This is a genomic window from Acidicapsa dinghuensis (genome assembly GCF_025685685.1).
Taxonomy (GTDB): domain Bacteria; phylum Acidobacteriota; class Terriglobia; order Terriglobales; family Acidobacteriaceae; genus Acidicapsa; species Acidicapsa dinghuensis.
The window spans coordinates 75,520-88,773 of the sequence record NZ_JAGSYH010000003.1 but is presented as its reverse complement, the minus strand read 5'-3'; the positions used below and the strand labels follow the sequence as shown (position 1 = coordinate 88,773).

Below are 13,254 nucleotides of genomic sequence, written 5' to 3'. Positions count from 1 at the left end.
GGCAGCGGACAGACTCAGGCTTCGACAGGGATGCTTTGCACGCCGGTTTCCAGCAGCGAGCGCAATTCATCGTTGGTGCGTGCTGCAAACCACGAGCAAAGGTTCTGATCGCGGTTGCGCGTGCCGAGATAACTGCGTAGCAGGTATTCGAGAGCATCGGGTACCTGTGCGGAGACACAGCGATAGTTGACGACGCGCGCAAAGCCCGCATGTTGACCGAGCGCGCCACCGAGGGCGAAGGACCAGGCATCGGTGAGCTTGCCCTCGTGCTTGAGCTTCTTGCCTTCGAGGCCGATGTCGGCGATCCAGTGCTGACCGCAGCTGTTCGGGCAGCCAGTGACGTGCACCGTAAGTTGCTGATCGAAGCCGGGGATGCGGGCTTCCATCTCGGCGACGAGCCAGCGGGCGAAGCCCTTGGTTTCGGTGATGGCGAGCTTGCAGAACTCAGTGCCAGTGCAGGCGACTGCTCCGCGCCAGAAGTTTGTGCCTTCGACAGTAAAGCCGATTTCGGAGAGGCGCTTGAGAACGGTCTGCAGATTTGCTTTCGGGACGTTGGGGATGATGAAGTTTTGCGTGACTGTGGTGCGGACCTCGCCCCCTGCGTACTCGTCGGCGAGGTCCGCAACGGCGATGAGCTGTTCACCGGTCACGCGGCCGTTAAGCACGCTTGCGCCGACGGAGTAAAAGCCGGGTTGCTTTTGCGGGTGGACGCCTGCATGATCGCGAAAAACGTCTTGCGGCACTGGATCAGCGACACCGGGATCGAGTTGAAACGGCAGCTTGCCTTGCAGCACCTCAAGGAATCGCTCCGCGGTCCAGCCCTCGTTCATGAAGAGGTATTTGAGACGAGCGCGGTCGCGGCTTTGGCGCAGGCCCTGCTGTTCACGGAAGATTTCCGTGATGGCGCGGACGACAGCCACAGCCTGATTTTCGTGAATGAAAGCATCAAGCTTGATGGCGATGTGCGGCTGATTCGAAAGGCCACCGCCTACGTGGACGGAGTAGCCTACTTCATCGCCTCGGCGAACGGCGGTGAGGGCAATGTCGTCGATCTCGGGGTAGGAGCACCAGAGGGGGCAGCCGGTAACGGTGATCTTGAACTTACGCGGTAGGTTGTAGAACTCAGAGTTGCCGTTGACTTCGCGGGCGATGGCTTTGGCGAGCGGCGAGGCGTCAATGAGTTCATGGGCGTGGAGGCCGGCGAGCGGGCAACCGGTGACGTTGCGAACCACATCTCCGCAGGCGCCTTTCGGCGACAGGCCGACGCTGAAGAGGGTTTCAATGGCAGTGGGAACAGACTCGATGGTAAGCCAATGAAGCTGGATCGCCTGGCGCGTTGTGATGTCGGCCAGATTGCGGCCGTGATCGCGTGAGAGCTTGCCGATGGCGCGTATCTGTTCGGAAGTCGCCAGACCGTTGGGAATACCCGCGCGGAGCATGAAGAACTCCGTAGACTTGCCGTGACCCCCGCTGCCGCCGGTGACTCCTGCACCGTCACCCTGGGTATAGATGCCCCACCATTTGAAGTAGAACTCAGCCCAATCCGGAATAACGCTGGAATGGCCCTGACGGGCGAATTCGCGGATCTCGTCCAGTGCCTCCCAGGGATTCTTTTCGAGCTTGAGGCGCTCGGATTTCTGGGCTTTGGTTTCCTTGACGGGTTTGGCAGCGGGTTCGGCGGTGAGGGGCGTGGTCACGGGACTGCTCCTGAAGTGAAGGGTGATGTTGGGATAATTCACCGAAGACTGGATCCAAACGTGCAAAGAACCCTAGCGTTCAGCTACGGGTGTGTGTCTGGATTCTCGGGATCAATCTCGATGGATTGAGAAAAGTGGCCGGCAACCGGTTAGAGACACCCGTCAGCGATGTACGACGGACGACAACAACAGCGGTATGGGTGGGCAACGGCCATGTATGATCTGATGTTACCAAAAGCGCAGGTTGCAGGCAATTTGAACCTGCCCACCAAGAAGCTAAATCCATGGAGAATACAGTCTTGTCCTCTCGCCTTTGGTCGCGTTTCCTCCTGTTATTTGTGATATTTCCGGGCGCTGCTGTTCTAACGCAATGCGTCGGGGCGCAATCTTCTTCGACACTTTCTTTGATGCCGATGCCTTCGAGCGTGCAGGTGGGATCGGGTGAATTTGCCATCGAAGGTTCGTTTGCGGTGCGATTTGAAGGATTTAAGGAGCCGAGACTTGACCGGGCCAGGGAGCGGTTTCTGAGAACGCTGAGAAGTGAGACGGGAATCCCGTTTCTGTTGGACGCGCCGGAGAGTTCGGCGAAATTTGTGGTGCACACCGATGGGCCGAGCCAGGTGATCCAGAAGCTGGGCGAGGATGAGTCCTATTCATTGACGGTGAGCGCGGATGGAGTGCAGTTGAAAGCTGCAAATCCGCTGGGTGTGCTGCATGGGCTGCAGACGTTTCTGCAGCTGGTGCGGATTACGCCTGAGGGCTTCTCAGCGCCAGCCGTAACAATCGAGGACAAGCCCAGATTCCTGTGGCGCGGGCTGATGATCGATGTAGGACGGCATTTCATTCCGCTGCCGGTGATCGAGCGCAACCTGGACGCGATGGAGGCGGTGAAGCTGAACGTCTTCCACTGGCATCTCTCCGACGATCAGGGATTTCGTGTAGAGAGCAAGGTCTTTCCACTGTTGCAGATGAAGGGATCAAACGGGTTTTATTACACGCAGGCCGAGATCGAGCATGTGATCGAATATGCACGAGATCGCGGTATTCGCGTGGTGCCGGAGTTCGACATGCCGGCCCATGCGACGGCGTGGTTTGTGGGCTATCCGAACCTCGCTAGCGGCAAAGGGCCTTACGAGATCGGTAAGGAGTGGGGTGTGCTGGACCCGGCGATGGACCCGACGCGGGAGAGCACGTATCAGTTCCTGAACCTCTTTATTGGGGAGATGACGAGGCTGTTCCCGGATGAGTATTTCCACGTTGGCGGCGACGAGTGCAATGGCAAGGAGTGGGACGCGAACCCGAAGATTCAGGAGTTCAAGCAGGCACACAATCTGAAAGACAACGCGGCGCTACAGGCGTATTTTTCGAGCCGGGTGCAAAAGATCGTAACAAGCCACCACAAGATCATGGAGGGTTGGGACGAGGTGCTGCAGTCCGATACACCGAAAGATGTGGTGATCCAGTCGTGGCGAGGACGGAAATCGTTGCTGGATGCAGCGCAGCGTGGATATCGCGGGTTGCTTTCAAACGGATACTACATCGACCTGAACCAGCCTGCATCGGAGCATTATCTGGTCGATCCGCTGGAAGGGATTCAGGACAAGCTGACGCCGGAACAGGCGGCGAGCATACTGGGCGGCGAAGCGACGATGTGGTCGGAGTTTGTTGATGGGGAAAATGTCGACAGCCGCATCTGGCCTCGTACGGCGGCGATTGCGGAGCGGTATTGGTCCCCTGCATCGGTGAAGGATGTGCCCTCGATGTATGCACGCATGAATGAAGAGGCAGTGCGCCTGCAGGCTTACGGAATCGAGCCGAAAGCGACCGAAGAGCAAATGCTGGAGCGGCTGAGCGGCGACACAGATCCTGTGGCATTGCGCGTCCTGGCCTCAGTAGTGCAGCCTCCGAAGGGCTATGAGCGCGAGGGTCTGGAGCACAACGATACCAGTTCATCACTGAATCATCTGATCGATACAGTGCCGCCGGAAAGCGAGACTGGGCGGGAGTTTGCTTTGATCTGTGCGCGGATCGCGGCTGGTAATGCTTCAGAAAGCGATCTGCATACGGCGCAGCGATGGCTGACCTTGTGGCGTGACAATGATGCGAAGCTACAGCCGGAGTTGGGAAAGACTTATTTGACGAAGGAACTGGTGCCACTTTCGCAATCGCTGCATACCGTGGCTGAGATTGGCCTCGATGCACTGGACCGTATCGAGCGCAAGCAGCCGATGGCGGCCGCCATGCAGGGCGAAGAGGTTACTGCGCTGGAAGCAGCGAAGAAACCGCAGGCTGTACTGCTGCTGACGGTTGCGCCTTCTGTTGAGGGGCTGGTCAAGGCAGTGCCGGTTCAGTAGCCTTAACACTACATTCACATATGGACGGCGCGACGGCAGAAGGCTGTCGCGCTGTTTTGTTTGATACAGATTGCTTGGACAGGGAACGGTGTGGCCGTTACACTTGAGTCTCTTACGGCCCGTCAGACGCTGTTGTCCCGAGGTTGTCTCCTATTCATGAGTGCCCATCTGTCCTTTGCGCGGTTTGCCTGGAGAAATCTCTGGCGCCGGCGTTTCCGAACATTGTTGACACTCTTCGGGATTGGAATGGCTATTGCGGCCTTTGTGGCGCTGGTGGGCTTTTCTAACTCCTTTGAATCCGAGTGGAAACGCGCTTACGAGAGCAGCGGTACGGATATTGCGGTAGTTCAGAAGACGTTTCTGAATACCTCGGTCGATGAATCAGACGGCGCGACGCTGATGAAGCTGCCGGATGTGGCGAGCATCAGCCCAATGATCCTGAACATGATGGACCTGACCCCTGAGGTCAATGCGCTTGCCTTTGGCTGGACGGCCGATACGTATGAGTTTGAATCGCTGCATTTTGTATCGGGTGGCCGGTTTCACGACGGCAAGTCCGAAGTGATTCTGGGTGAACTGCTGGCACAGAACCTCAACAAGCAAGTTGGGGACACACTGGATATTCAGGGTACAGGTTTCAAGGTGGTCGGCATCTTTCATGGGGCTTCGGCGCTTGAAGAAGGCGCGGCGATCTTGCCGCTGGATGAATTACAGGAGATCTCCAGTCTGCAGGGTAAGGTGACGACGTTTCACGTGCGCTTGAAACCCGCCCCACCGGGAGTGTCCAGCGAGCAATATCTGAAGCAGGCGCAAGGTCAGATTGAGGCCGCATTACCTGGTTTGAAGGCAATTCCGGCTGCCGAACGCGCTGCCAACAATCAACTGGTGGGCGCCGCTCATGCTGCAGCCTGGGGAACGTCTTTGATCGCCCTGATCATCGGAATTCTGGGAATTGCGAATACCATGGCGATGTCTGTTTTTGAGCGGACCAGGGAAATTGGAATTTTGCGAGCGATTGGCTGGAAACGCTGGAACATTTTGCTGCTGATCGAGTTTGAAGCGACAGTGCTGGGCTTTGCGGGAGGCATCCTGGGGATAGGTTTTGGCGTAGCAGCACTGCGGTTGTTGTCGCGGCTGCCGCAGACGGCGAGCATCGTCACTTCGACCATTGCTCCTTCGTTGCTCATCGAGGCAGTGTTTGTTGCAGTGCTGGCTGGGCTGCTTGCCGGGGCAGTGCCGGCATGGCGTGGAGCGAAGCTCTCGCCTGTGGAGGCACTGCGGTATGAGTAATCCGGCGAAACCTGGTCCCATTCTCGAGGCGTGCAATCTGTTCAAAAGCTATGATGAGGGACGGATCGAGGCGCTTCGAGAAGTGAGTGTTTCTATCCAGCACGGAGAATTTCTGGCGATCAGCGGACCAAGCGGAAGCGGAAAGTCGACCCTGCTGCAGTTGATCGGCGGTCTGGATGCGCCGACGAGCGGGGAAGTTTATTTCGAGGGATCACTGCTGGGCAGCGCAATAGACCTGGACACCTATCGTGCGAAACACGTAGGGTTTGTTTTCCAGGCGTTCCACCTGATGCCGACGCTTCGAGCGATCGAAAATGTCCAGGTGCCGATGCTTGCGCTGAAGACGAGCGCGGACGACCGTGTGAAACGGGCCGAGACGCTGCTGATGGAGATGGGATTGGAAAACCGGATGGGGCAGTATCCGAATCAGCTTTCCGCAGGTGAGCGTCAGAGGGTGGCAATTGCACGGGCGCTGGCGAACAGTCCTTCAATCCTGGTGGCAGATGAGCCGACTGGGAACCTGGACAGTGTGAATTCGGCGCGGATCATGGAAATGTTGACGGGTATTCAGAAGAAGCATGGAATGACGCTGATTATCGTGACGCACGAGAACGATATTGCTGAAATGGCGCCGCGCCACATCCGGATTCGCGACGGAAGGGTAGAGTCATGAAACGGTGGGGTTTGGCGGCATTTCTGGTGATGGCGGCGTGCGCGTTATCGGCGCAGGCACCGGATGCGCGCGCGGTATTGGCAAAAGCGAAACAACGCACTGAGGCAGCGGACTTTCGCGCGGTTGGGCGCCTGGTGCGGGTGGACGCGAAGGGCGCGCGGTCGAATATGCCGGTGACGATCAAAGGGCACTGGTTTTCAGATGGCTTGAAAGTGCTGGCGGAGATTGGGTCGTCCGGGCCAGCGCGGGTGCATGTGCTGCTGGAGATGCGGCCCGAAGGACAGATTACGATTCGCGAGGCAAGGCCGGGAGATAAGGCAGCGAGCGCGGTTCCGTTCGAGCGATGGTCAGAAAGTCCGGTGCGCAAGTGGAACACATCTGGTACGACGGCGGGGTATAGCTACGAGGATCTGCTTGAGGCGCAGTATTTCTGGCCTGGCCAGACGGTAGAGAAAGAGACTCGGTACGGTGCGCGGGATTGTGAGGTATTAAAGAGTGTTCCGGGAGCCGGACAGAGGTCGCATTATGCGTCTGTGCAATCTTGGCTGGACCGAGGGATCGGATTTCCGGTATACGTAGAAAAATCACTCAAGGCAAACGGTCCAACGAAGGAATTTACGTATTTTGGACTGCGCCAGACGGAAGGTGTCTGGTCGGCGAGCCAGATAGAAGTCAAGATACGTGGTCAGGCGGGATCGAGCCTGTTGATTGTGGATAGAGGAAGCCCTAAAGCCAAGCTCGGCGCCGGTGATTTTAGTACGGCAGAATTGACGCATTTCTAGGACGAATCATGATTCTCCTTCTCGCGCCCTTCGCTATGTTTGCAGTACTCGCGGTTCTCGGTGTGGTCTATCAGCGCGTCGGCGCACGCCGTGACCAGAAGCGTTTTACCGCCATGGGACGCTGGGTGACGATCGGCGGCGGTTGCCGGTTGTTCGTGCGCGAGCAGGGAGCAGGCGGCCCGTCGGTGATCTTCGAGTCGGGAATTGCGGCGACAAATCTCAACTGGTTTCATATCCAGGAACATGTGGCGCAGTTTGCGCATACGGCCTCTTATGACCGGAGCGGACTGGGCTGGAGCAGTCCAGCGAGCTCGGTGAGGACGCCAGGCAATATTGCGACTGAGCTGCATGCGATGCTACGCAGCGCGGGTATTGAGCCTCCCTACGTGCTGGTCGGACACTCGTTTGGCGGGCTGGTGGTGCGACGGTTTGCGCTGACGTATCCGGAAGAGGTTTGCGGAATCGTACTGGTGGACCCGATGCGTTGCGAGGAATGGCCGCCGTTGGATCCGAGCAAGCAATCGCAGATCGATCGCGGGGTGAAACTGACGGCATACGCGGTACCGATTGCACGAGTGGGGTTGGCCCGGCTGGCGGTGACTTCGCTGTTATGCCGGTCTGGCCTTGTTTGCGGCAAGCTTGCCGGCGCGGCGGGTGAGGGCGGCAAGCATGTGCTGGGACGAGTGCGCGAAGAGGTAGGCAAAATGCCTCCGGAAACGTGGCCAATGGTGGCGGCACACTGGTCGAGGCCGAGCTATTACGTCGGCATGAGCAGCCATGTTGGAGCAGTACCGCAGACTGTGCGCGAAATGATGGATGCCGAGCCGATTCATGGCATTCCGGTGACTATATTGACGCCCGCGAAATCTTCGCCGCTGTGTCAGGAGCGATTGGCTCGCATTGGCGATAATGTGCAGCAGATTATTGCGCCCGCCAGCGCTCATTGGATTCATCTGGATGAGCCTGATCTGGTTATCGAGTCGATTCGGGGCATGGTAATGAGCACCATACCGGAAGCATTACCGGTCTCGGTCTAACTCGCTGCGAATCTGGTCCCGGTGGGTAACTCAGAGGCATAGAAAAAGGGCAGCGGCTCGCAAGATTACCGGCTGCCCCTAAATAGATCCAAGAGACATACATAGAGTAGAAAACTTCCTGTGGAAAATCTTGGGCCATTGGGCTGAGTGTCTTCTCCATCTATAGGTGGAAACGATGCGGATTTTAGGTCCAAAACAGCCCTCTTCAGTTGCATATCGCGTTGATTCCGTGTTGGATTTGAGGATATGCCCTGCTGTCGTCGTCTTCGGAAGCTGCTCTGCTGCGCGATTCTGGTTGCCGGAATCGGTGCGGCGAAGACGAGTGCCGCTTTGGAGCCGGCGACTCCACTGGCCCGATTGAACCGGCAGGCGTGGACGATGGAGAATGGCTTGCCGCAGAACACCGTACCGGTGCTGATGCAATCCTCCGATGGCTATCTTTGGGCAGGGACGGAGCTTGGCCTGGCCAGGTTTGACGGTACGGCGTTCCGGATATTCGATCATACTTCGATGCCGGCGTTTCCTGATGCCGAGATCCGATGCCTGCTGGAGGATGCGAAGAAGGGTGGATTGTGGATCGGCACCAGCGACGGGCTGATCTCGTGGCGCGACGGGGTCTTGAAGATTTTTAACGCCAGCGACGGACTGGGCAGCAGTTCCATCCGCGGTCTGACGCAAACTGCCGACGGAACAGTCTGGGTATGGAGCGACGCTGGGCTGGCGCGATGGTCGGGTAGCGCGTTTGCAGCGGTTCCGACAGGGGCATTGCCAAAGGCGGAGATTACCTCGATTGCATCGGACGGAGCCGGTGGTTTCTGGGTCGGTACAGAGAATGGGCTGGCGTCATTTCGCAATGGCCGATGGTCAGTGAACGCGGCAGAGCAGCGGGATTTACTTCACGGAGCGGGTCGTGCGCTGGTCAAGACCATGCCGGATGGCGATGTTCTGATTGCCGACGCACGCGGAGTTCTTTCTGTCCACACGGGGTTTGTTTCGAGCATCATTCCGACGTCGGATGTGCCAGAAGGCAATGTCAGTTATCTGGAACGGCTCGCAGATGGCACGATCGCGGTAGCGACTAAATCGACGCTGGTGCTTTGGCGGCAGGGCCACGTGGAACGGTACACGGTAGGCGACCGGCTGCCTGGGTCAAGAATCGAGTCGCTGATGGCAGATCGGGAAGATTGTTTGTGGGTGGGAACAAACCACGGACTGACGCGAATTTACTCTCCGGCACGAGGGCAGGCGCATGTTGTCGAGCAGTTTCCGGCGAGCGATCCTCTTGCCGAAAATTCAGTGGTCTCATTACGTGAAGACGAGGAAGGAGATGTGTGGGCGGGTACCGAAACCAGTGGGTTGCACATACTGCGCGACGCCCGGTTTCAGGGGATCGGAAATGCGGAAGGGCTCAGTTCTGATGCGACAACGGCCGTTGTGGAAGACTCTTTGCACCGCGAGTGGATTGGGACCGCAGATGGGGGAGTCAACTGTGTCTCTTTGGACGCTGCAAATAATCCGAGAGTCGGGAGTATTACGGCGAACCAGGGCCTTATCAGCAATGTGGTTCTTTCTCTCGCAGCCGGATATCACGGTGATATCTGGGTCGGAACGCCGGATGGTTTGAGCCGGATCGATTCCGCCGGGGTGCGCAGCTATACCTCGGCTGACGGACTGCCGGATGATTTTGTACGCTCGCTACTGGTGGAACCGGATGGGTCGGTGTGGATAGGAACGCGGCGGGGACTGACGCACCTGGTTGACGGACGGTTTACGACGCTGACGCAGGCGGATGGGCTGGGCAGCGATCTGGTCGGCGCGCTGGCGCGGACAGCAGATGGAGATCTCTGGATTGCCACGTTTCACGGACTGTCGCGTTTGCATGCTGGAAAGCTGCGTAATTACACCACTACGGACGGTCTCAGCAGCAATGTCATTACGGCGCTAAGCGTTACTCCCGATGGGTTGATCTGGGTGGGAACGCAGAATGCCGGATTGAATCTCTGGGACGGACAGCGATTTCTCGCCTTACGTGCGAGCGGAGAGAATTCGATCTTGCCGCAAGTAATCCATGCTATTACGCCGGATGATCGCGGGCATTTGTGGTTGGCTTCAGATAACGGGCTGACGAGGGCAGACGCGCTCTTTTTGTGGAGTTGCTTGCGGTCAGGACATTGCAGTGAGGAAAGCGAACATGTTGCGCACTTCTCAACGGCGGATGGATTGCGCAGCCGCGAGATGAGCAGCAACAGCCATCCCACGAGCATGAAGTCAAGCGACGGCAGACTATGGTTTACGACACCACGTGGCGTCATCGTGGTAGATCCATTGCATTTTGCCGAATTACCTGGGCCGCCTCCGGTTGCGATCGAGCGCTTTTCAGTGGATGACCATGAGAGCTCCAAGACAGGCACTCTGAAGATTGGCGCCGGAGCTATGCGGTTTCAGTTCGACTACGTTGGACTGAGTTTTGCGGAGCCGCAGAAGGTGCGGTACCGCTACATGCTGCGTGGATTCGATCATAGCTGGATAGATGCAGGGCTGCGCAGGACTGCGTATTACACGAACATTCCTCCTGGAGCCTACCGCTTTTGCGTAGAGGCGGCGCTGGGCGAGGGAGCGTTTGTGGACGCGGGCGGCGCATGCGAGCTGGAGCCGCACCTCATAACACCGGTGGGGACAGGCAGGTGGCGACAAGCATCACTACAGTTCAGGTTGGTGCCGCATTACTATCAAACGCTGTGGTTCTGGGCGCTGGCTGTTTTGGCAACGCTGGTGCTGGTGGTTTTAGTCGTTCGGCGGCGAGTGGTGCGTGTGGAACGGGAGTTTGCCGCGGTGATGGGCGAGCGGAACAGGATCGCGCGGGAGATTCACGACACACTGGCCCAGGGGTATGTGGGAATCTCGCTGCAACTTGAGATACTGGGGCAGTTGCTGCGTATGGGTAAGGCTGATGCAGCGCAGAAACATCTGGAGCAGACGCAGGGGCTTGTACGCGAGGGCTTGGATGATGCCCGGCAGTCGATATGGGCGCTGCGTTCACAGGACTCAAGAGAACAGAATCTGCCGATTCGACTGCGGCGGTTTGTGGAGCGGGCGCGCGATGAAGCGCTGACGGCGACGATCCGGGTCTATGGTGCGTACCGGCCATTGGTGCCAGAGGTTGAGCGTGAGGTGCTGAGGATCGCGCAGGAGGCCATCCACAACGTCAAGAAGCATGCGCATGCTTCACGGCTCTCTGTGCGAGTAGAGTACGATGCCCGGTCGCTTACGCTGACGGTGAGCGATAACGGACATGGTTTCGCGACCGAAGCAGCCGACGGGCAATTGAATGGAGCGGGACATTATGGCTTGACTGGCATGCGGGAAAGATCGGCTCTGATTCATGCGGAGCTTGAGATTGCAAGTGAATTGGGACAGGGGACAACGGTGACACTGCGTGTGCCGGCTGAAGGATCTGAGCGCGGTGTGGATGATATTGGGATGACAGAATCGAGCAAGGAGCAGTTGTGAAGGAAAATGCGATTCGAGTGTTGGTGGTAGAGGATCACCAGATTGTGCGCCAGGGTTTGGTGGCGCTGCTAAGTGTTGCCGATGATGTGGAAGTGGTGGGGCAGGCATCGGATGGCATGGAAGCGGTCAAGGAGTTCGAGGCCAGGCAGCCCGACGTTACGCTGATGGATTTGCGGCTGCCTAAGTTGAGCGGCGTGGAGGCGATTCAGCGAATACGGAGCCGGTACTCGAATGCCCGATTTATTGTGCTCACCACTTACGATGGGGATGAGGATATCTATCGGGCGCTACAGGCTGGAGCGCGAGCCTATCTACTGAAGGGCATGAGCGTGGATGTGCTGCTGTCGACGATCAAGTCGGTTCATGCGGGCAAATCCATCATTCCTCCGGCGATTGCGCAGAAACTGGCCGAACGCATGGCAAGCGAACCACTTACGCAGCGCGAACAGGAAGTGCTGGAGCAGATTGTGCGCGGAAAGAGCAATAAGGAGATAGGCTCGGAGCTTGGAGTTTCCGAGGCGACGGTGAAGACGCACATCAACAATTTGCTTGGTAAGCTGGGCGTAGAGGATCGCACGCAGGCAGCTACAGCTGCCATTCAACGCGGGCTGGTGCAGTTGGATCCTAAAGGAGGGATTCGCTTATGAGCCGTGGCGCCGGGCTAGCCTTTGCAGGTCGGGTCGCGGCGGTTCTGCTGTTGGGAATCGCGACTCTGGCGCATGCGGAGAAGCCGATATGGCGCCAGGCGACCGATGCGGAACTCGCCGCGCAATTACCGGCGCGCGCTCCGGTGGAGAAAGAACACATCGAAACCGAGATGCGGACGGCGACTGGCATCACGGATGGCAAGGGGCATTTCATAGCCGGCGTGGTATTGATTACTGCTGGATATTCTGCAGAGGGAAAATATTCGCACTATCTGCTGGTGCAGGAGCCGATCAGGATTGGAACAGTATCTCTGGCGGCGGGCGAGTATGTGCTCGGGTTCGTACGCGACCGCGATAATACTGCCCTGAAGGTGCACTTTAACGAGGCGCTTACAGGAAAGCTAGTGGGCGAAGTTGAGGCGCACGAGCTGACCGGCAAGGTTGGGATTGCTTCGCTGCGCATCTGGCCGCCGGGTGACAGGCAGATTTTTCAGATCGGCCGGTTTGGGGTTTCGTACGAGTTAGGTCCAGAGTAGGGTTATAGTTAGTTATCCCCTAATTAAACTCTAGTTCTGCGGAATCGTACGGATGGATTTGTCTATACGAAAACGGACCCAGTGGATAGTCTTTTCGCTATCTACCGTCTGGATTGCGCTGATCGCAGATTCGTGTGAGCTTAAGAGCACCTTAGGTCACGCAACCTATACCGTCTGGGGAATTGGGTTGATACTCCTTTCGACTGTGGCGCTTGGCCTAATCACTGCGTTGATTTATCTTGCAGTCGAGAATGCGCCTCGAAGTGTCGGCGGAGCTGAGGGTTATGGGCAGTATTGGTTCATTTGCGCCATTGTTGGAGCGCTCGCTGCTCTCGATTCATGGGTACTGACTTTCCGGCATATCTTTTACGGCGACGCATGGCAGGTCTTCGTTCACCTTTTAGGGATCCACATCGTTGGATTGATTGGTATTGCTTTCTTTACTTCTGATTGGGCCTGCGAGGTGTATGTTCGCGAACACCCAGAACGTTCAGCGATGGTGCGTCAGAAATTCGGGATCATCTGGCGTGCTGCCTTGATCCTTTTTTACGTACCGGTCCTGCTCTCCGATTTTCATCGGGATTATACTGCGCATCCGACGCGGGCTAAGCTATGGGCAGGCATTTTCGTAGTCGTGCTTGTGGCCGGTATTTTCCTCAAAAGACGATTAGACCGAAGGAAGAGGATTCATGCATCGTGAAATGTGTGAGATATGGGGTGATCAAGTC

The 13,254-nt window shown here is 57.4% G+C and carries 10 protein-coding genes; 9 read left to right on the top strand and 1 reads right to left on the bottom strand.

All coding sequences use genetic code 11. The annotated features are described in order from the left end of the window. Window positions 1–14: 14 nt before the first annotated feature. Window positions 15–1,697, bottom strand: coding sequence for a nitrite/sulfite reductase (locus OHL22_RS08785; protein WP_263335663.1), 1,683 nt, complete (start codon window positions 1,695–1,697; stop codon window positions 15–17). Window positions 1,698–2,110: 413 nt separating this feature from the next. On the opposite strand from OHL22_RS08785, the gene OHL22_RS08780 reads away from it, so the two are divergent. The 9 genes from OHL22_RS08780 to OHL22_RS08740 all read left to right on the top strand — a co-directional run bounded on the left by OHL22_RS08780 (window position 2,111) and on the right by OHL22_RS08740 (window position 13,226). Then, entirely contained in the window at window positions 2,111–4,051 is a 1,941-nt protein-coding gene (locus OHL22_RS08780) for a family 20 glycosylhydrolase (protein WP_263335661.1), read from the top strand. A 156-nt stretch (window positions 4,052–4,207) separates the two neighbouring features. Next, window positions 4,208–5,341 (top strand): ABC transporter permease, encoded by a 1,134-nt coding sequence (locus OHL22_RS08775; protein WP_263335659.1) that lies wholly within the window; start codon window positions 4,208–4,210, stop codon window positions 5,339–5,341. Next, window positions 5,334–6,014, top strand: coding sequence for an ABC transporter ATP-binding protein (locus OHL22_RS08770; RefSeq protein ID WP_263335656.1), 681 nt, complete (start codon window positions 5,334–5,336; stop codon window positions 6,012–6,014). Before OHL22_RS08775 ends, OHL22_RS08770 begins: the two co-directional genes overlap by 8 nt. Next, complete coding sequence (locus OHL22_RS08765) at window positions 6,011–6,796, top strand: outer membrane lipoprotein-sorting protein (RefSeq protein ID WP_263335652.1); 786 nt, start codon at window positions 6,011–6,013, stop codon at window positions 6,794–6,796. The genes OHL22_RS08770 and OHL22_RS08765 overlap by 4 nt, the downstream gene beginning before the upstream one ends. 8 nt (window positions 6,797–6,804) lie before the next feature. Continuing rightward, window positions 6,805–7,833, top strand: a complete 1,029-nt coding sequence (locus tag OHL22_RS08760; RefSeq protein WP_263335648.1) for an alpha/beta fold hydrolase — start codon at window positions 6,805–6,807, stop codon at window positions 7,831–7,833. Between the two features lie 246 nt (window positions 7,834–8,079). Next, a complete protein-coding gene (locus OHL22_RS08755) occupies window positions 8,080–11,343 on the top strand; it encodes a sensor histidine kinase (protein WP_263335645.1) in 3,264 nt (1,087 codons plus the stop codon). Next, entirely contained in the window at window positions 11,340–11,990 is a 651-nt protein-coding gene (locus tag OHL22_RS08750; RefSeq protein ID WP_263335641.1) for a response regulator, read from the top strand. The genes OHL22_RS08755 and OHL22_RS08750 overlap by 4 nt, the downstream gene beginning before the upstream one ends. After that, complete coding sequence (locus OHL22_RS08745; protein WP_263335638.1) at window positions 11,987–12,526, top strand: hypothetical protein; 540 nt, start codon at window positions 11,987–11,989, stop codon at window positions 12,524–12,526. Before OHL22_RS08750 ends, OHL22_RS08745 begins: the two co-directional genes overlap by 4 nt. A 52-nt stretch (window positions 12,527–12,578) precedes the next feature. Beyond that, window positions 12,579–13,226 (top strand): hypothetical protein, encoded by a 648-nt coding sequence (locus OHL22_RS08740; protein ID WP_263335634.1) that lies wholly within the window; start codon window positions 12,579–12,581, stop codon window positions 13,224–13,226. Window positions 13,227–13,254: the final 28 nt, after the last annotated feature.

Excerpts from the sequence above, each read along its gene's own strand:
- OHL22_RS08780 (WP_263335661.1), top strand. The coding sequence starts at position 2,111 with ATGCCTTCGAGCGTGCAGGTGGGATCGGGTGAATTTGCCATCGAAGGT.
- OHL22_RS08775 (WP_263335659.1), top strand. The coding sequence starts at position 4,208 with ATGAGTGCCCATCTGTCCTTTGCGCGGTTTGCCTGGAGAAATCTCTGG.
- OHL22_RS08770 (WP_263335656.1), top strand. The coding sequence starts at position 5,334 with ATGAGTAATCCGGCGAAACCTGGTCCCATTCTCGAGGCGTGCAATCTG.
- OHL22_RS08765 (WP_263335652.1), top strand. The coding sequence starts at position 6,011 with ATGAAACGGTGGGGTTTGGCGGCATTTCTGGTGATGGCGGCGTGCGCG.
- OHL22_RS08760 (WP_263335648.1), top strand. The coding sequence starts at position 6,805 with ATGATTCTCCTTCTCGCGCCCTTCGCTATGTTTGCAGTACTCGCGGTT.
- OHL22_RS08755 (WP_263335645.1), top strand. The coding sequence starts at position 8,080 with ATGCCCTGCTGTCGTCGTCTTCGGAAGCTGCTCTGCTGCGCGATTCTG.
- OHL22_RS08745 (WP_263335638.1), top strand. The coding sequence starts at position 11,987 with ATGAGCCGTGGCGCCGGGCTAGCCTTTGCAGGTCGGGTCGCGGCGGTT.
- OHL22_RS08740 (WP_263335634.1), top strand. The coding sequence starts at position 12,579 with ATGGATTTGTCTATACGAAAACGGACCCAGTGGATAGTCTTTTCGCTA.